Source organism: Gilvimarinus sp. 2_MG-2023, assembly GCF_030547685.1.
Taxonomy (GTDB): Bacteria; Pseudomonadota; Gammaproteobacteria; order Pseudomonadales; family Cellvibrionaceae; genus Gilvimarinus.
The window spans coordinates 138,036-158,058 of sequence record NZ_JAUOQM010000044.1 but is presented as its reverse complement, the minus strand read 5'-3'; the positions used below and the strand labels follow the sequence as shown (position 1 = coordinate 158,058).

Annotated in this window: 15 protein-coding genes; 11 read left to right on the top strand and 4 right to left on the bottom strand. The window is 51.6% G+C overall.

Annotated features, from left to right (window positions below):
- Positions 1–155 precede the first annotated feature (155 nt).
- Entirely contained in the window at positions 156–2,555 is a 2,400-nt protein-coding gene (locus Q4526_RS10080) for a penicillin-binding protein 1A (RefSeq protein ID WP_303603651.1), read from the top strand.
- Positions 2,556–2,643: 88 nt separating this feature from the next.
- Here Q4526_RS10080 and rpmE read toward each other — a convergent pair whose 3' ends face one another.
- The gene (gene rpmE, locus Q4526_RS10075) at positions 2,644–2,862 is read right to left on the bottom strand and encodes a 50S ribosomal protein L31 (RefSeq protein ID WP_215976948.1); all 219 of its coding nucleotides are present in this window, start codon (positions 2,860–2,862) and stop codon (positions 2,644–2,646) included.
- 297 nt (positions 2,863–3,159) lie between these two features.
- Between rpmE and Q4526_RS10070 the strand changes: the two genes are divergently transcribed.
- From Q4526_RS10070 to Q4526_RS10030, 9 genes are all read left to right on the top strand, one after another.
- Positions 3,160–5,349 carry a primosomal protein N' gene (locus tag Q4526_RS10070; RefSeq protein WP_215976947.1) on the top strand — a complete coding sequence of 730 codons (2,190 nt, stop codon included), beginning with the start codon at positions 3,160–3,162 and terminating at the stop codon, positions 5,347–5,349.
- A 190-nt stretch (positions 5,350–5,539) separates the two neighbouring features.
- Positions 5,540–6,130 (top strand): SPOR domain-containing protein, encoded by a 591-nt coding sequence (locus Q4526_RS10065; protein WP_215976946.1) that lies wholly within the window; start codon positions 5,540–5,542, stop codon positions 6,128–6,130.
- Positions 6,131–6,273: 143 nt separating this feature from the next.
- A complete protein-coding gene (hslV, locus tag Q4526_RS10060) occupies positions 6,274–6,813 on the top strand; it encodes an ATP-dependent protease subunit HslV (protein WP_215976945.1) in 540 nt (179 codons plus the stop codon).
- A 13-nt stretch (positions 6,814–6,826) separates the two neighbouring features.
- Positions 6,827–8,143, top strand: a complete 1,317-nt coding sequence (gene hslU / locus Q4526_RS10055; protein WP_215976944.1) for an ATP-dependent protease ATPase subunit HslU — start codon at positions 6,827–6,829, stop codon at positions 8,141–8,143.
- A 52-nt stretch (positions 8,144–8,195) separates the two neighbouring features.
- Positions 8,196–8,570 (top strand): gamma-butyrobetaine hydroxylase-like domain-containing protein, encoded by a 375-nt coding sequence (locus Q4526_RS10050; protein ID WP_215976943.1) that lies wholly within the window; start codon positions 8,196–8,198, stop codon positions 8,568–8,570.
- Positions 8,571–8,980: 410 nt separating this feature from the next.
- Positions 8,981–9,988, top strand: a complete 1,008-nt coding sequence (locus Q4526_RS10045) for an NAD-dependent epimerase (RefSeq protein WP_215976942.1) — start codon at positions 8,981–8,983, stop codon at positions 9,986–9,988.
- A 139-nt stretch (positions 9,989–10,127) separates the two neighbouring features.
- The gene (locus Q4526_RS10040) at positions 10,128–10,847 is read left to right on the top strand and encodes a 3-deoxy-D-manno-octulosonic acid kinase (protein WP_215976941.1); all 720 of its coding nucleotides are present in this window, start codon (positions 10,128–10,130) and stop codon (positions 10,845–10,847) included.
- 156 nt (positions 10,848–11,003) lie between these two features.
- Entirely contained in the window at positions 11,004–11,891 is an 888-nt protein-coding gene (locus tag Q4526_RS10035; protein WP_215976940.1) for a glycosyltransferase family 2 protein, read from the top strand.
- Positions 11,892–12,000: 109 nt separating this feature from the next.
- Positions 12,001–13,296 (top strand): O-antigen ligase, encoded by a 1,296-nt coding sequence (locus Q4526_RS10030; RefSeq protein ID WP_215976939.1) that lies wholly within the window; start codon positions 12,001–12,003, stop codon positions 13,294–13,296.
- Between the two features lie 192 nt (positions 13,297–13,488).
- Here the strand turns inward: Q4526_RS10030 and Q4526_RS10025 are convergent, their stop codons facing one another.
- Positions 13,489–14,301, bottom strand: a complete 813-nt coding sequence (locus Q4526_RS10025; protein ID WP_215976938.1) for a glycosyltransferase family 2 protein — start codon at positions 14,299–14,301, stop codon at positions 13,489–13,491.
- 971 nt (positions 14,302–15,272) lie between these two features.
- Here Q4526_RS10025 and Q4526_RS10020 point away from each other — a divergent pair.
- Complete coding sequence (locus Q4526_RS10020; protein WP_215976937.1) at positions 15,273–16,598, top strand: UDP-glucose/GDP-mannose dehydrogenase family protein; 1,326 nt, start codon at positions 15,273–15,275, stop codon at positions 16,596–16,598.
- Positions 16,599–16,731: 133 nt separating this feature from the next.
- On the opposite strand, the gene msbA is transcribed toward Q4526_RS10020, so the two are convergent.
- Both msbA and Q4526_RS10010 read right to left on the bottom strand, forming a co-directional pair.
- Positions 16,732–18,507: a lipid A export permease/ATP-binding protein MsbA gene (gene msbA / locus Q4526_RS10015; RefSeq protein ID WP_215976936.1), complete on the bottom strand. Its 1,776-nt coding sequence runs from the start codon at positions 18,505–18,507 to the stop codon at positions 16,732–16,734.
- 578 nt (positions 18,508–19,085) lie between these two features.
- The gene (locus Q4526_RS10010; RefSeq protein WP_215976935.1) at positions 19,086–20,015 is read right to left on the bottom strand and encodes a branched-chain amino acid transaminase; all 930 of its coding nucleotides are present in this window, start codon (positions 20,013–20,015) and stop codon (positions 19,086–19,088) included.
- Positions 20,016–20,023 lie beyond the last annotated feature (8 nt).

The following is a 20,023-nucleotide window of genomic DNA, read 5'->3' as shown; positions in this document are numbered from 1 at the left end:
GCAACAAGAACGTACGTATGTAAACAGGAAAAAACCCCGTATAATGCATCGCCAATAAGGTAAATATCGCTAACCCACTAATTCCCATAGAAAAAATGCTTAAAAAATATTCTTTTATCAAAGTCGTTTTCTGGCTATTCCTCGCGGGATGCGGTGTGACCGGCGTCACGTTTGCCGGTTTGTACCTGTATTTGGCCCCCAAACTGCCCGATGTTCAAATGCTACGGGAGGTTAAATTACAGACCCCGTTGCGTATATATTCAAGCGATAACAAGCTTATTGGTGAATTTGGTGAACAGCGACGCACCCCTATTAGCTATGAAAAGATTCCTCCATTATATGTAAAAGCACTGCTTTCGGCAGAGGACGCCCAATTCTACGACCATAACGGTGTTTCCATTAGAGGACTTTTGCGAGCCGCTTCACAATTATTGCAAACGGGTAGCATCCAATCCGGAGGCAGCACCATCACCATGCAGGTGGCCCGCAACTTCTTTTTAACCTTTAAGCAAACCTTCGCCCGTAAATTCAATGAAATTTTGCTGGCCCTGCAAATTGAACGCGAACTGAGTAAGGCCGAGATTTTAGAGCTGTACAGCAACAAAATTTACTTTGGCAACCGCGCTTATGGCATACAGGCCGCCGCTAATGTCTACTATGGCAAAGACATCAACGACCTAAGCTTAGCTCAATGGGCCATGATTGCCGGCCTCCCCAAGGCACCATCTGCCTACAACCCGCTGGCAAACCCTCAGCGAGCACTGATCCGACGCGACTGGATTTTAGGTCGTATGCTTGAACTCGGCCATATTGACCAAACCACTCACGACCAAGCCGTCAAAGAGCCGGTAAGCGCCGAGTACCACGGCCTCAGCCCAGAACTCTACGCCCCTCATGTGGCAGAAATGGCCCGTCAACACGCCGTCACACTCTACGGCAAGCAAGCGTATAGCGATGGCTACAGTGTTTACACAACAGTAAACGCTCACTTACAAGAGGTGGCTCAAGCAGTCTTAGTCGAAGGTGTCCTTACTTACGATCAACGCCACGGCTATCGCGGGCCCGAGGCTAATTTAGGACTAGAAGACCCCGATACTTGGATTGAGCAGCTGGCGGACATAAGCACCTACGGCGGCCTCAAACCCGCCGTTGTTAGCAGCACCGATGAGCAGAGCGCTGAGATATTATTCGCCGATGGTAGCCTTTACACATTACAGTGGGAGGACGGTTTATCGAGTGCACGCCCCTATATTGATGAAAATTACCGCGGCAAGCGACCGCAAACTACCGCGGATATTTTTTCCCCAGGAGACCTAATTCGCGTACGCCCCAGCGACAACGGCTGGCAGTTGGCCCAACTGCCAGAGGCAGAGGCTGCCCTGATATCACTTAACCCAAACAACGGCGCCATTGTGTCCCTCGTGGGCGGCTTTGACTTCAATAAAAGCAATTTCAACCGGGTAACGCTGTCCACCCGCCAGCCGGGCTCTTCCTTCAAACCCTTTATTTACACGACGGCACTGGATAATGGCTTTACCCCAGCCACCATAATCAACGATGCGCCTATTGTGATTGAAGATGCCAGCCTGGAGGGCACCTGGCGCCCCGTCAACGATGGCGGCAGCTTTCTGGGGCCCATGCGAATGCGTACCGCTCTGTACCGCTCACGCAACCTCGTTTCTATTCGTATATTGCGCTCCATCGGCATACAGACCGCCCACCGCGGCATTGCCCGCTTTGGCTTCGACGCCGAGGCTCTGCCCTACGATCTTTCTTTGGCGCTCGGCAGTCACGACGTGACACCATTACAGCTGGCTGAAGGTTATGCCACCCTCGCCAACGGTGGCTTTAAAGTGTCACCTTACTTGATTGAGCGTATCGAGGATGTGGATGGCGCTGTTTTATTTGAAGCAGCCCCTGCAACCGTTTGCCGTCAGTGCGAAGGCCAGTCTTTAGCGGAGCAAGATTCACCCCAAGAGCCCGCCAGCGAAGCGCAAACATTAGAGGAGTTACTGGGCGGGGAGGGTTCTGATCAGGAGCCTTCGGAGCGCACTTTACCGCGCGCGCCGCGCGTACTCAGCGCCGAAACCGCTTTTATTGCCGACTCGATGCTGCGCGATGTTATCGCGCGCGGCACTGGCCGCCGGGCTAGAGTTCTGGAGCGAGGCGATATTGCCGGCAAAACCGGCACCACCAACGGCCCCAGAGACTCATGGTTTGCCGGCTACAACCCAGACATTACCACCATCACCTGGCTCGGCTTTGACAACAATACCAACCTCGGTAATAACGAATACGGCGGCACGGCGGCACTGCCCATCTGGATCAACTACATGCGCGAGGCATTGCAAGATCATCCCGAGGTACCCCCTCGCCGCCCCGACGGTATTGTCACGGTACGTATTGACCCTGAAACGGGTAAACGCGCCGCCGCCAACGACCCCGATGCCATCTTCGAGATCTTTCGAGCAAGCGAGGTACCCGCAACCAAAGATACCGAATCGGCCGGGGGCGACAACACCAACGCCGACATACTGCCGGAAGAACTTTTTTAGATGAGCAATCGAAGACAGTAGAATTAGCAGACATAAAAAAACCCGCTCAAGGCGGGTTTTTTTATGCTCGCTACAGTGTAGTAATCGCTTACTTACCACCACCGATACGGCTGGCAAAACGCTTATTAAAGCGATCGATACGGCCGCCGGTATCTACTACTTTCTGCTTGCCGGTAAAGAAAGGGTGGCACTCAGAACAAACGTCGATGTGAAAATCTTCACCGCGAGTAGAACGAGTTTCAATTTTGTTACCGCAGCTGCAGCTTGCAGTTACGTTTTCATATTTAGGATGAATATCTGCTTTCATGGTATTTGCCCGTTTGTTGTATACCGCCACCCGATCATAAAACTGAATCAGTCTCTGCGCCGAGCACGGTATCTCAGGTTGGTTAGTGCTTAGGGGCGGCGATACTACCACAGACCGAGACCAAATCAAGAAAAATGTGTATTTTTCAAACGATTTCTCACAGCATCCGACACGGCTGAAGTGAGCGGTTAAATACCGTAATATGATGCTCACTTAGAACTTGGGCTTTTTCATTCACCCGATATGATAGATTGCAGTGTCAATCAACTCATCCACAATAAATGGCCACCGCATTCAATGACCGCGCAGCGTATCATACAAGTCGCCCTTCCCGTTCCGCTGCGGCGCGTATTCGACTATTTATTGCCTAATGAGCAACACAAGCCAGCGATAGGCGCGCGGGTCGAAGTGCCCTTTGGCCACCGTACATTAATTGGTATTGTGCTTAAGCACGCATCCCAAAGTGACACCCCGACCGACCGACTAAAGCCGATTACCTCGGTGCTCGACCCCACCCCCGCGGTCAACGATGAACTGCTGCAACTGCTACTTTGGGCAGCCGATTACTACCAGTGCCCCATTGGCGAAGCTCTACAGGCCGCCCTACCGGTATTGCTGCGCCAAGGGGCAGCCATGACACCACAATTATCTACCACCGAGCAGTGCTGGCAACTCACCACCGAAGGACTGGGCCTGCCAGACAACGCTTTAGCGAAAGCGCCCAAGCAAGCGCAACTATTACACCAATTGCGCGAACGGCCCGGAACCACGTGGCAAGCTTTAAAAGAAGCAGGTTTTGCCCGCGACGCCCTATTACGCCTACAAGAAAAGGGCTTGGCCCACACCTGCGCGGCGCCACCTGTAACCAATAGCGAATCCCCCCTTAACCTCAACGCTGAACAGCAGGCTGCTCTTGATGCCATTTCGTTTGAGCGCTATCAGACCTATTTACTCGACGGTGCCACTGGCAGTGGTAAAACCGAAGTTTATTTACAAGCCATCGCTCGCTTACGCGAAGGCGCTGAGCAGGCTCAAACTCTCGTACTGGTGCCTGAAATAGGCCTAACCCCGCAAACCATCAAGCGTTTTGCACGGCGATTTGGCGCCTCAGTCGCCGTATTACACTCGGGCCTCAACGATCGCGAGCGGCTTAACAGTTGGCTGCGCGCTGCCAGCGGGGAAGCCAGCATTATCATTGGCACCCGCTCGGCCCTGTTTACCCCATTGAAAAACCCAGGGCTTATCATTATTGATGAGGAACACGATACCTCCTTCAAGCAGCAAGATGGTTTTCGCTACTCGGCCCGCGACCTTGCCTGTGTACGCGCCAAAAATTTAAACATACCGCTGATATTAGGCTCGGCCACACCGGCGCTTGAGAGCTTGCACAATGTCAACACCGGTCGTTTTCAGGCCTTGCCATTGCGGCACAGAGCCAATCGTCAAGCGGCACCTTTAATTAACGTCATCGACAGCAGTGATCACCACCAAGGTTTAGCCGCCGAGAGCTTATTGGCCATTGAGCAGCACTTAGCCCAAGGCAACCAGGTATTAGTTTTTCTCAATCGGCGCGGCTTTGCACCGGCGTTAAAATGCCGGGATTGTGGCGCGGTGGTCAACTGCCCCAATTGCGACGCGCGGCTCACCCTGCACCATAACCCGCGACACTTACATTGCCATCACTGCGATTTTCAACGCCCCATTTTGCGCACTTGCGAAAGCTGCCACGGACACCATTTAGAACCAATCGGCCAGGGCACCGAACGCAGTGAACAGGCTTTGAATCAGCGCCTCACCTCCGTGCCTGTCTGGCGTATTGACCGCGACAGCACTCGCCAAAAAGGGGCTTTGGAAGACCTGTTTACACGCATCAACAGTGGTGAACCCTGTATTTTGGTCGGCACCCAAATGCTGGCCAAAGGCCATCATTTCCCCAAGGTTTCTCTCGCGATTATTCTCGATGTCGATGGCGGCCTGCTGAGCGCGGATTTTCGCGGCCCCGAACGCCTGGGGCAGCTCATTACTCAGGTTGCGGGGCGTTCGGGGCGCGGTGATCGGCGCGGTGAGGTTATTCTGCAAACCCAAAACCGCCACCATCCGCTGCTCCAACGACTGATACAGCAGGGCTATTCCGCCTTCGCCGCAACCTTACTGGAAGAGCGGCAAATGAGTCAGATGCCGCCCTTTCTACCCATCGCACTGGTCCGCGCCGACGCCCCCGAAGCCGACAGCCCGCATCAGTTTCTCAACCAGCTGAGGCAAAGTCTGACACCACTTGCGGAGCAAAACGCGGTGCAAATGCTGGGGCCAATGCCAGCCCTGATGGAGAAAAAAGGCCAGCGTTATCGCCATCTACTGCAAGTCAGAGGCCCTTCCCGCCACGCCCTACAGGCCTTTCTCAGAGCTTTGGCCGAGCACCTCGACTCCATCAAAACCCCACGCCATTTGCGCTGGTCTATTGATGTAGACCCACAAGATATGAGCTAATTGTGGCCAGTCGATCATCCTAAACCACTCAAAACCAACAGAACTTACGGCTCGTCACCACAGCTCTGTTTGACATTGCGACGACCAGAACTGAACACAATATGGCTCGACGCCCCAACAAATAGCACTTTCACGTTGCCCCCTAGTACCGTCGGCCGTAAAATAGCGGCTTTTGCTCAGAGCCAACTTAATGACCCGCGATTACGCTAAGAAAAAACGCCCGCCGACTAAAGCCAAAAAAACGGCCCCCAAGGCCCAAGTCCCTTGGTGGGTATGGCTTTTTATCGGCTCTGTGTTGGGCGCTTTTATCAGTTTTTTGGTGTATCTCGCAGGTGTTACTCCAACACCACAACCCCAGGTCCCCGCCCAAGCCACCACCAGCCCAGCCCCAAAGTCTGCGACCGAGCAAGCGCCAACGCCTGCGCCAGAACAGACGCTGCCCAAGCCGCGCTTCGATTTTTATAAACTTTTGCAGGAGAGTGAAGAAATCGTACCGGCTACCGAGCCTGCCGAAATTGAAACCAACGTCAGCACGCCGGTTGAGTACCTACTGCAAGTGGGCTCATTCCGGCGCGCTGAAGATGCCGACGCCTTGCGTGCGCAGTTAATTTTACTGAACCTAGACGCCCATACTGAACAAGTCACCATTCGCGGTGGCGAATTGTGGCACCGGGTGGTGGTTGGCCCCTTTGACAATCAAAGCCGCATGGCCAAAGCGCGCTCAACATTGGTATCAAATCGCTACAGCGCATTGGTATTAAAACGCAAAACCGAAAGCTGAGCACAGCCAGCCACTCGCTTTTCCATTCAAACTCAACAATCATTCAGCACGGCGCCGGATAACTTGAAATAGTCCGGCGCTGCCCCCAATTACTGTTTAAATCAGATTTATACATTCATCCGAACATCGTATAAGGAGTACTCGTGGAACAGTACCGGGGTACCACTATTCTTTCCGTGCGCCGTGGCAACAGTGTTGTTATCGGCGGTGACGGCCAAGTGTCTTTAGGCAACACCATTATGAAAGGCAATGCACGCAAGGTGCGCCGACTTTATAACGGTCAGGTAATCGCAGGCTTTGCCGGCGGTACCGCTGATGCCTTTACATTATTTGAACGCTTTGAAGCCAAACTGGAGGCCTATAACGGCCAGCTCACCCGAGCGGCGGTAGAACTCGCCAAAGACTGGCGCACCGAGCGCTCACTGCGAAAACTCGAAGCGCTGTTGGCGGTAGCCGATAAAGAGGCGTCGCTGATTATTACCGGCAATGGTGATGTCATTCAGCCCGAGGACGACTTAATCGCTATTGGCTCTGGTGGTGCTTTCGCACAATCGGCCGCTAGAGCGCTTTTGGACAACACCGACATGGCCGCCGAGGATATTGTCAGAAAAGGCCTCGGTATTGCCGGTGACATCTGCATCTACACCAATCAAAATCACACCATCGAAACTCTGGAATTTTAACTGCGAGCTCACTATGTCCAGTATGACGCCCCGTGAAATTGTTCACGAGCTAGACCGCCACATTGTTGGCCAAAACAATGCCAAACGCGCCGTTGCTATTGCCTTGCGCAATCGCTGGCGCCGTATGCAAGTCAATGCCGACTTACGCAGCGAAATCACCCCCAAAAACATTCTTATGATTGGCCCCACCGGCGTGGGCAAAACCGAAATTGCCCGCCGACTGGCCAAGCTGGCAAACGCGCCCTTTATTAAAATTGAGGCTACTAAATTTACCGAAGTCGGTTATGTCGGGCGCGATGTCGAGTCCATTATTCGCGACCTCGTAGAAAGCGCCATTAAAATGCAGCGTGAAAGTGCCATGCAACGGGTACAACTAAGCGCAGCCGAAGCGGCGGAAGAGCGCGTACTCGACGCCCTATTACCCAAGGCGCGCGGCGAACAAGATGCCGACAGCGGCGCCAATACCCGGCAGATTTTCCGCAAAAAATTGCGTGAAGGTGAGCTGGACGATAAAGAAATTGAAATTGATTTAGCGGCCACACCGGTCGGCGTAGAAATTATGGCGCCCCCTGGCATGGAAGACATGACCAATCAGCTGCAAAATATGTTTTCTTCCATGTCCAACGATCGTAAGCAAACCAGTAAAATGCCGGTAAAACAGGCATTAAAAGCACTGGAAGAGGAAGAGGCAGCCAAGCTCGTCAACAACGATGACATTAAAGCCACGGCCATTGAATCGGTAGAACAAAATGGCATTGTCTTTCTCGACGAGATCGACAAGGTTGCCAAGCGCGGCGAAAGCGGCGGTACCGATGTCTCACGCGAGGGTGTACAACGCGACTTACTGCCCTTAATTGAAGGCTGCACGGTAAGCACCAAACACGGCATGGTCAAAACTGATCATATCTTGTTTATATCCTCGGGCGCTTTTCACTTATCCAAGCCCTCCGATCTGATACCGGAGCTGCAGGGGCGATTGCCTATTCGGGTAGAGTTAAGCGCACTGACCCCGGATGACTTTGAGCGCATACTCACTGAACCAAGTGCCTCGCTAACCGAGCAGCAACAAGCCTTGCTAGCAACCGAAGGGGTGGAGATCGAGTTTGCCAAAGACGGTATCCGCCGTATTGCAGAAACCGCCTATGAGGTCAACGAGCGTACCGAAAACATTGGTGCGCGCCGATTGCATACGCTACTGGAACGCTTACTGGAAGACATTTCGTTTGATGCCGGTAGTGATGGCAAAGCGTTCACGATTGATGGGGCCTATGTTGATAGCCATCTGAGCGAGTTGGCCCAAGACGAAGACCTTAGCCGCTATATATTGTAACCCCCAGCTGGTGCGGCTTGCCGCACCACGCCACTACCCAAAAGACTGAGCAATGACGCCGACCAAAATCAAATTACTGCGCGATGCTGCCGAGCTTGAACTTCACTACGGCGAAGCAAGCTATCGCTTAAGTGCGGAGTTTTTGCGAGTGCACTCGCCCAGTGCTGAGGTGCGAGGACACGGCAAAGGACAGGAGCAATTACAAACCGGCAAGTCTGAAGTCGGTATTTCAAAGATTGAGCCGGTGGGCAATTACGGGGTAAAGCTCACTTTTAGTGATGGCCATGACAGCGGCATATACACCTGGCCACTGCTGCATGATTTTTGTCTACATCACCATCATTACTGGCAAACTTACCTTGATACTATAGAAAAGGCTGGAGCCAGTCGTCTACCCGATAACGTGCAAGTCATCAAACTCCTCTAGCCCTCAGCTAAAAATCAAGCGAACCAGCCTCCGATGAAACTCGCATTATTTTTGCTGGCCAACAACTTGGCGCAAGCCGCTCAACATTGGTAAGACACTCATGTTTGTGTCATTATTAAAGCAAGGCTGATGTAGATTTAATGTCTGCATACTAATCTCCATATACTGTTATCTATCGGTCCTTCGTCGAAAGCGATTTGTCAGCCACTGGAGTTTCTAAGCCTCAATTACCCCCCCCGGCGGCGCCTCTCGATGGTGTACTAGCTGATGATTTACTCAGGTCACATACCGTAACCAAGCGGGGTGAAAAGACTCGACTGATATAAGGGAGGGGGGGCAGCAGCAGCCCGAATCGACTTGAGATATAGCGGGTTGCCTGGATATTTTATGTTAATTTTTCCGAGAAATTTATGCGTGTTTTGGTAACAGGTACGGCAGGGTTTATTGGCTCAGCACTAGCGATAAAACTCCTCGCGCGAGGCCATGAGGTGATTGGTGTCGACAATCACAACGACTATTATGATACAAAACTAAAAGAAGCACGATTAGATCGTCACCTACACAATGAAAAGTACACGCACGAGAAAGTAGACCTAGCCGACAGGGCTGAGGTTGAAAGAATCTTTAACCAATATAAACCGAATAGAGTCGTCAATCTGGCCGCTCAGGCGGGAGTTCGTTACTCTATTGAGAACCCTCTTGCCTATATTGACTCTAACATCCTCGGCTTTACCCATGTGCTTGAGGGGTGCCGACACCACGGTGTTGAGCATATGGTCTACGCGAGCAGCTCCAGTGTTTATGGTGCAAACGAGACAATGCCCTTTTCCGTACACCATAATGTCGACCACCCTCTAAGCCTGTACGCCGCCAGCAAAAAATCCAATGAGCTGATGGCACATACCTATAGCCACCTATATGACTTGCCCACCACGGGGCTGCGGTTTTTTACCGTATACGGTCCTTGGGGACGCCCGGATATGGCTTTGTTTAAATTTACCGAAGCGATATTAGCGGGCAAGCCGATTCAAGTGTTTAACTACGGTAAGCATCGCCGGGATTTCACTTACATCGATGATACCGTCGAGGGCATTATTCGAGTACTAGACAAGCCCGCGCAGCCTAACCCCGACTGGAGCGGTGCAAATCCCGACCCCGGCAGCAGTACAGCCCCATGGCGGATTTATAATATTGGCAACCAAAAGCCGGTTGAGCTTATGCAATACATCAGCGCTCTGGAATCGGCATTAGACATGAAGGCAGAGAAAATATTACTGCCCATGCAACCGGGCGATGTTCCAGACACCTATGCTGATGTTGCCGACTTGGTTGCGAATTTTAACTACCAGCCGATGACCACTGTTGACGAGGGTGTTTCCCAGTTTGTTCAATGGTATCGGGCGTTTTACAATGCCTGAACAGACCGGAACATGGATGGCACTTAAATTGTTGAATAAAGTTCCATCGCATTCAGCTGCTGGAAAATGAGTCATAGATGTCTTTCTCGAGCGGCGCAACAACGTCCGACATTCACCCTGGAGCCGCAATCGCCCAGCCATGACTAAGCTATCTCACCGACGAATCGACAGCGACCATCACCACGCACTGGTAAGCACTGGCACTAGCACCACCATTCAACTGGATAGCTTTGAACCCCGTGCCTGGGGCCAGTCTGCAGTTTCAGTTTCCGGCAGCGGCCGCGGTTCAGCCTGGTTTGTAAACACGGCGAGCGGCGAGCAGTGGGTGTTGCGCCACTACCGCCGTGGCGGCTTACCCGGCAAGCTAATCAAAGACGCCTTTTTATACCTAGGTGAGCCATCGGTGCGCTCGATCAACGAATATAAACTATTGCAGACGCTGTACGCTCGGCAGCTGCCGGTACCAAAGCCAATCGCCGCACATTACTGCCGCACGGGTCTTGTTTACCGCGCCGCCATTATTGTGGCGCGGCTGCCCGGCACCCGCTCACTACTGACACTGAATGACAAGGCGGATCGGCCACTGTGGGAAGCAGCGGGGCAATGTATTCGTCAATTTCACGATGCTGGGGTCTACCATGCCGACCTCAACGCCACAAATGTATTAGTTAACCCCGACTCGGGGCAGGTATATTTGATTGATTTTGACCGCGGTGCGCTGCGCACGGCCAGCCCCGAGTCAACCGCCTGGAAACGGGCCAACCTCAATCGTCTACAACGAGGGCTTGTGAAGCACTGGCCAACCAACACAGGCTCTTCCACACCCTTTTTTGACGCGCTGATATGCGGATATCGCTGACAATTGCCTCTTGTGGGGAATTTTTAGCTATACGCTCTATACCCGCACCGCCCATACAGCGGCACGAGTATATTGCTCTGCCCCCTCCCCCCTCACTGTGTGGTAGAATCCCCGACCTTTGACTTACCCCAATGAGTGACCGCATGGGTTTTCTGCATGTATGAAACACTTCGTCTAGCCTTCTTCCGACTGGCCGCTAGTGGCTGGGTGCCCTCACAATGGTTCGAGCCCAACCTGCCACCGGTCTCCTCCAGAACCGCAAAAACCGGCCCCCTGAGTTTGGAAGTGGTAAGCCATTGCTGGAATTACTCACATTTTCTCGCCTATCAGCTTAGCTCTCTTGTGCTTTTTCCACCCCGCAAGCTGTCGGTGACCATGACGGTATTCTACTGCCCCGACGACAAACAAACCGAGCGTCTACTGAGCTTTTTTGCCGAGCAAACCGTACCCGGTGTGACATGGAACTGGCAACCATTACCTCGCCAACAGCTTTTCCGACGCGCTATCGGCCGCAACCAAGCCGCACTGCAAACCCAGGCCGACTGGGTCTGGTTTACCGATTGCGACCTGATGTTCCGCGAAGGGTGTCTGGATACCTTGGCCGAGCAGCTGCAGGGACGGCAAAATGCCCTAGTATTTCCCGAGCAGGAGCGCTGCACTGAACTACTCGCCGAAGATAACCCTATGCTAACAACCGGAGCAGGCGATCCGCAGGTATTGAATATCGACACCTCGTCTTTCACGACTCAATTTCCCTCTAAAGCCACCGGGCCACTGCAAATTGCCCACGGTGATGTCTGCCGTGCAGTCGGCTACTGCCGCGCCATCAAACTGTATCAGCAGCCGGTTGAGCAGTTTGCCAAATGCCACGAAGACCGGGCATTTCGCTGGCTAATACACAGCCAGGGCGAGCCACTCCCCATTCCCGGTGTTTACCGCATACGCCATGTCAGTAAAGGCCGCTACAACGGTAGCCGCGCCAACACAGGTGTACGCACGACCCTGCGCCGCTTGCAATCCTGGTTGAGAGAGAACACCCAATGAGCAGTGTCCTGCGCAACAACACCGCTCCTCTGCGCCAGCTACTGACGCAACTCAATGATGCCGCCAGTCTGGACGCAAAGAGGCTGGCCGATCAGGTCCCGGAGCAGCAATGAACGGAACCGACCAACTGATGCAGCATACTAACGCGACCACACAGGCCCGCACCTCATTTCCCGATCAGGTGGCACAGCGAATGCCCACACTGTGTGTGATCTGGTTGATTCTGACGGTGCTCTCCCCCGAGCAGGAGCTGTACAAAAATTTCTTTCACCTGATTGTCATACCGGCTAGCTTAATCGTGCTGCTCTCTCGTCGGTTAGAATTGCCGTGGAAGGACCCCTTGCTGTTATTGTCCGGCCTTTTCGCCCTCTACGCCTCCACCACCACCTTTGTGGTAGGGCTGGGTCCAATCGACGGACATTTACGCGCGCTGCGCTGGGGAGCGGAGATCAGCTTCGGGCTTGTTGCCTTCTACCTCTGGCTGCCGCGGATACTAGAACGACCACACTGGTGGGCACGCTGCTTTTTGATACTGACTCTGATCGGTGCCTGTGGGGGCATACTCTTATTCGCATTGGGCCAGCAATTCAACGGACGTTTGTCGGGTCTGGGCGCACTGCACAACCCTGTGCAAGCGGCCTCGGTATTATTGGTATATTTTGCTCTCGGACACTTTCTAATGACCCGCAGCTCTGCAGCCGAGCGCTGGGACCACCGACTACTGATCGCCACCTTCATCGCCATGGCTCTGTCTATCGTACTATCCGGTAGCCGCGCACCGCTTGGCGCACTGGTGTGTTACGGGACTTTTGTGGGCACCCTACACCTAGTGCGCGGCCCTCGAGCAGGATTAATCATCCCGACTTTAGTGGGTTTGGCACTAGTCAGCATTGCCCTTTTTCTACTTCGCGGGCCAGATGGCTTGTCCGAGCTAATATTCGAACGCGGGTTTTCCTATCGGTTAGAAATTTGGAAAGGTTATATGTTACACCCACCAGAATCCTGGTGGTGGGGCTTCGGCGCCGGCACGTCACCGGAGAACACCCCGGCCGCAGAACACTACTGGATCCCCAATAACATTCCTGTTTTCCATCCGCATAACTTATATCTAGGCACCCTAGTAGAAACGGGGTTGATTGGCGCGGCCTGCCTGTTCGGGGTATTTGGGCTTGTTTTGCGGGCCATCGTCAAAAGCGCAGCGCCCAGTATTGCCAAGTGGCACCTTGTGGGTATTGTAGCGTTGGTAGTGCTGTTGACGTTGACCAGCGGTCACACCGCCATCAGCTCGATCAAAGCCATTTGGCTGTACTTCTGGCTGCCAATGATATTCATCTGGTTTTGGGGTCGACAGGAAGACGGCAGCAGAAATGGACCGGTAAGAAATAACGCAAAGCCCTCTTACTAAAGAGGTGGACGCTCAAAATCAACATGATACGGCCAACTACCGAATAATCAATCTACTGCACTGTGCGTGCCTCGCCATTCAGGGCACTCAGCTGTAGAGTCCTTTGTTGGACACGGATTCACACAAAAGAAATGCTCAGCCCCTTAGCTTGGCAGTGAGCTGCCCGCCCCCATACTAATCATCAAAGGGGGCTCATAACTGAGCAATCCCATAATCGGTACGCGTCAACTTCTCTCTTTCACTTTTGATCCGCAACGCCTTGTTTTGCGCCACTTGCTCGGGTGATTTATAGCCGCGGGCATGATCGAGGTGCACAACGATGGCGTCGTAACGAACATGCTTAGGCCGAATACCCGAATTGGTCAGGCGCACTCCAAACTCCCTATCCAGCCCGCCCCAGGGCATGCGCTCATCAAATCCGTTCACCGCGAGAGCGTCTTGCTTCCAAACCGACCCATTAGAGCCTTTGAAGTTACAAGCGGTTGGAGTAATGCTATTCAAAATAGACGCCTGAAACGGCGTGGCCGTCAGCTTAAGGTTCTTATGGCTCGAGGCCAGCCCGTGGGATTTTAGCCAGGCAAGCTCAAAACAGCGCCCAGCAACAATATCATCTTGGGTGATAGCCTGGCTCGTGCTCATTGGCAACTTATGATAGCCACCCGACAGGTAGGTACCGGGTTTGGCCCGACTGGCATGCACCGCCAAGAAATCGCTACGAGGTATGCAATCACCGTCGGTAAACACCAAGTATTCTGACGACGCCTCGCGTATGCATTTATTGAGAATTCGGCACTTACGAAAGCCTTCATCTTCTTGCCACAAATGGGTGATCGTCAAACCAGTGTCGCGGCGGAGCCGGTCGATTGTCTCCCGGGTTTGCTCGGTTGAACCGTCATCACCAATAACAATATCGAAATCTTTGTGCGTCTGTACGCTGTAACCCCACAACACTTTTTCTAACCATTCGGGCGAGTTGTAGGTGGTCATAATTACGGTGAGCTTCAAGCAGATTGCTCCTGGGTTTGGCCACCATCCGGGGGTGAGCGTCATTAATGAATCCCACGCCAATATCATCACGGCAACATACGACAGTTTTGCGCGTCTAGATGTCACCAAACAAGTGGCGGAGTTCGCTATTGTATCACCGTCATTAGCCCATGCTAATCTAGAGCGGTACCTTTTTGTGACTTATAGCGAGTGCATTTTAAGGCCAATATTGGTGCCCCCCCCTACCACTGATCTTGAACACGCCGCTGAACAAGTATAATTTATCGTAAACAAGGTTAATCATGAAGTGGGCTAAAGTGTAAGCAACCGACAGAAGCCATCACTCGACTGTCGAGTAAGGCCCTTAAATTCGCAGAAAAACAATGGGGCAAAGCCGGATATATATTAACCTGCAGGGCCAACATTTGACTATCGTTCACCCCGTAAACAGCCTCAACCACTAAATAGCTGCCCGCCCGCCAGAGGCCTCAAAAAAACAAAGTGCATTACAAATGCCACACCTCGATCACCAATGACTAAACCTTAGAGAGCCCATCAAAAGGAGATTTGTTAATCAAGCAAGTTCGTAGACATAAAGAAACCACCCCACGACAAAGATCATAAATTATCAAATCCATTTTATTTGGAAATTGGATTTAATCTGGAGTATATCAAGGCCGATTTAAAGCTATAACAACCCGGAACCTGCCAATCACTTTATTTTATAAGCCTGCAACTCTGGTCAAGCTACTATAAATTACGATGCTAAAGTACCAAAAGAGGCCACTACACCCCGTTATCAAAAATCACCACATAACCCACAACTTATTTACCCCGCTAAAGCAGGGGAATGAGTCAGTAATCATGCCCAAGTGCTGCATTTGACATATTTTTGTCACATTTCGCTCTTACCTTCTATTTTTGGCTTGCGCAGAGTTTACCAATCGGTAATATGACGCAACAAATTGCACAATCTTAAAGGGCTCACTGTGAAGATTACGATTTTTGGCACCGGTTATGTCGGCTTGGTTCAGGGGGCCGTATTGGCCGAGATGGGCAACAATGTTATTTGCGTAGACCTGGACGAGAATAAGGTAGCGCAGCTTAACCAAGGGCATGTGCCGATTTACGAGCCAGGACTGGAAGAACTTGTCATTGAAAACTCTAAGGCGGGACGACTAGAATTTACCACCGATCACACTTTGGGTGTTAACCATGGACAGATCATTTTCACCGCCGTGGGCACCCCGCCAGATGAAGACGGCTCGGCCGATTTAAAACATGTGCTGGCGGTCGCCAAGACCATTGGCGAGCATATGACCGAACGCAAGGTTATTGTGAACAAATCCACTGTGCCTGTCGGTACGGCAGATAAGGTGCAAATCAGTGTCGCCGAGGCACTCAAGGCACGGGACGAAGATATTGCCTTTGATGTGGTCTCGAACCCCGAGTTTTTAAAAGAAGGCTCGGCCGTGCACGACTGTATGAGCCCCGACCGGATTATTATCGGCACCCATAGCAACTACGCCGAAGAAGTCATGCGTGAGCTGTACGCACCCTTTGAGCGCAAACACGGCAAAGTAATGGTAATGGACGTGCGCAGCGCTGAGCTGACCAAGTACGCCGCCAACTGCATGCTGGCCACCAAAATCAGCTTTATTAACGAAATTGCCAATCTATCCGACCGCCTGGGCGCCGATATTGAAGCGGTACGACAGGGCATAGGCAGCGACCCGCGCATCGGCTACCAATTTATTTACCCCGGCGCGGGCTACGGTGGCTCATGCTTTCCCAAAGACGTACAGGCACTGATTCGTACAGCGGACGATATTGGCTTTGATAGCTTGTTGCTTAAAGCAGTAGAGCAACGTAACGCCGCGCAAAAACAAATTGTAGTGCAAAAAATATTGAAGCATTATGGCGACGTAAACGGTAAAACTTTTGCGTTGTGGGGACTGGCCTTTAAACCCAATACCGATGATATTCGTGAAGCCCCAGCGCGGGTGGTAATGGAGGCACTTTGGGAGGCCGGCGCCAAGGTGCAGGCCTACGACCCCGAGGCCATGGAGCAGATTCAACATGCTTATGGCAACTCACAAAGTCTGCGCTTATGCGGCACCAAAGAAAGCGCACTACACGGCGCCGACGCCTTGATTATTATGACCGAATGGCAGGCCTTTCGCTCACCGGACTTTGACCTAATTCAAAAAGAGCTGACAAACCCAATCGTGTTTGATGGGCGCAACTTATATGATCCTAGCCGGATGACAGCGAAAGGGTTTACTTACTATTGTATTGGGAGAGGAGAGCGCTAAAGCGTCGCTCTTTTTGCCCCCACCTATGCAAACCATAGGTGGGGACTCAATCGTGGCGCAAATAGCAGTCGTATTTGGTCAATTAAAAAATAAAATGCCCATCATCATCAAACTTTTCATGCCCGCTCATTGCTTATAGAGTCAAGGAATCAGACTGATTGGCACTTTGTAGCCTTGCATAATACCCCTGCTTCGCTATTAATTCTGCATGGGTCCCTGACTCCACAACCTCTCCTTGATCCATCACCACAATCAGATTGGCTTTTTCAATCGTGGACAAGCGGTGTGCGACAACAAAGGTAGTACGCCCCTTAGAAACTGACTCCAAGGCATTTTGAATATAGCGCTCAGACTCATTATCGAGTGCAGAGGTAGCTTCATCCAAGATTAAAATAGGGGCATCTTTTAAAATGGCGCGAGCAATTGCCAAACGCTGACGCTGGCCACCAGACAATTTTGATCCGCTCTCACCTATAAAACTGTTAAAGCCTTGCGGTAATTGTTCGATAAACTCAGTCGCGAAGGCAAGATCGGCAGCCTGTTTAATGTCTGCCTCTGTCGCCGTATCGAGAGCGCCGTAGGCAATGTTATTGGCCACGGTGTCGTTAAAAAGCACCACTTGCTGAGTCACTAAAGCAATTTGGGCGCGCAACCCTCGCAAAGAAAACTCTGTTATATCGGCGCCATCAACCAAAATACGGCCCTGGGCGCCACTGTAAAAGCGTGCCAACAAACTTACCAGCGTTGACTTACCACTGCCGGATCGTCCTACCAGCGCCACCACCTGGCCCGGCTCCACCGTTAAATTGATATTTTTTAACGCCTCGCGATCACTGCCCCGATAACGAAAGCTCAAATCCTTAAATTCGACCCGTCCGTGAACAGTTTTTGGCACCAAATCGCCCGTATCTGACTCCGTTGCCTCATCCAACACTTGGAAAATGCTGTCGGCCGCCGCCACGCCTTTTTGTATCAAAGGCACAGTTTCACTCAACTGGCGCATGGGTTTAAGCACCATACCAACCGCAAGAAAATAGGCCACAAAAGCACCTGCATCCTGAATTTGCATTTGCCCCAAAGCCACCCATAACAGGCTTGCCATGGACAGTGAAATTAATATTTGAATTAATGGGGTATTGAGTGTGGAGGTCAATACAATTTTCATATTCTGCAAATAATTGCGCCAACTGGCACCGGCAAAGCGATTTTTTTCATATTCTTCACCGCCGAAGCTACGCATCACTCGGTAACCGCTGACCATTTCGGAGGTGACCTGAGTAATATCCCCCATACTGTGCTGCACCTTGGAACTAAGTCGGCGCAAGCGCTTACCCACAAAGCCCACTAGCACAGCAATAACGGGCACCACTCCCATCATCAACAAAGTCAGCACCCAGTCTTTATAAAACAGGTAACTCAACAACGCCACAACGGTTGTGCCTTCGCGTATGATTGTTTTTAAAGCCTGAGTGGAGGCGGTGGTTACATTATTGATATTAAAGTTAATCAACGAGATTAACTGGCCCGAATCGTTGCGCTCATAAAACTCACCTGGCAGGTACACCATGTGGTTAAACAGTTTCACCCGCAATGTATCAACAATTCGAAAAGAAACTTTGGCGATATAAAAATTGCCAACAAAGCCGCCCAAACCCCTTACAAAAATAATAGCGACGATAATGACCGATGGTTGCCACAAGGGGCCACGCGCCTCGGCTTCAATAAAATTAAGCAAATACTCCATATACTGCGCCATGGCAGGCTGTGAGGCGGAGTACACAATAAAACCCAACACGCTGATTAAAAAACTTAACCAATGTGGTTTGATATAGGCAAGCAAACGCAGGTAGACCCTAAGCGAGCCAGTATCCGAAGTTTTGTTCGGTGATTGAATATCCGAAGTAGACATAATAGCCTTTTAGTAATTAGATATGCTTGCGCACAAACGCAATGATTGCGTTAAGCGCCTTTAGGCGGGTTTCACCTTAAGGCAAATAATGATCATCGCCTTTCAACTCCACTCACTGCACTTATTTACCAACTTTTTAGGGCTTGGTACAGGGTTAATGGCTGCCTAAGCGGAACAATGACATCTTGCGAATGTACGAATATGACTGGCGTTTTGAATTTATCCGCTCGACTCACGGGTAAGCCTTGCTCAGTGACTGCCATATCAAGTTAGCCAAAACCTAAAATTTGTATCTCCCAATATGCCAGCGAGTTGCTCGACTTACCGCGCCTGCGGCGCACTCAATTTAAAATCCCTGTTGAGTTATTTACACCACTGCACCGATCAAGGCAGCACAAAAAATACACCGCTAAGCATCATCACCTAAGGTGTAGACTCACAAATTCAGACTTTCAGCATAAGAGCTTCTGTGCTGCCCCAATATCAGAAAACCGGACTCGAAAGAGCTTGCCATTGTGCTCGCCCATCATCAATGGGGGTAGATTTACAACGTCACACTGACAAGCTTTTCAGGCCAATTACGATTTTACCGGTGCCAACCAATCTTTATGCTGGGGCAAACGTCCTTTAACAGCATCGAAATACAGCGCTTGCAACTCGGTGGTCATAGGGCCGCGTTTGCCTTCACCAATCATGCGGCCATCCAGCTCGCGAATAGGCAGAACCTCAGCTGCGGTGCCGGTAAAGAAAACTTCGTCGGCCACGTAGACTTCGTCGCGGGTAATGCGTTTTTCCCGCACCTCGTATCCACACTCGGCAGCCAAATTGAAGATGGTGTTACGGGTAATACCATCCAGGCAAGAGGTCAGCTCTGGGGTGTAGATAATTTTGTCGCGAATCAAAAAGACGTTTTCGCCACTGCCTTCGGCCACATAACCTTCGTTATCCAGCAACAAGGCTTCTTCACAGCCGCTATCCAAAGCTTCTTGCAGGGCTAACAATGAATTAATGTAGTGGCCGTTTGCCTTGGCCTTACACATGGATATATTCACGTGATGGCGGGTATAGCTTGAGGTGCGCACTTTTATACCCAAGTCACGCGCTTCCGGCGACATATACGAGGGCCAGTCCCAGGCGGCAACCATAACGTGGGTTTTTAAGTTATCGGCTCGCAGGCCCATGCCTTCTGAACCGTAAAATACCATGGGACGCAAATAGCTTTCGTGCAAGCCATTTTCACGCACCACCAGTTTCTGCGCTTCGTTTAACACATCTTTGGCAAAAGGCATTTTCATGCGCATGATATGCGCCGAGCGGAACAAACGATCGGTGTGCTCTTGCAGACGGAAAATACAAGTGCCATCTTCTGCGGTTTCATAGGCACGCACGCCTTCGAACACGCCCATGCCGTAATGCAGGGTGTGGGTCAGTACATGCACCCGTGCATCGCGCCAAGGTACCAGTTCGCCATCCAGCCAAATTACGCCATCGCGATCGGCAAGTGACATAGCCAACT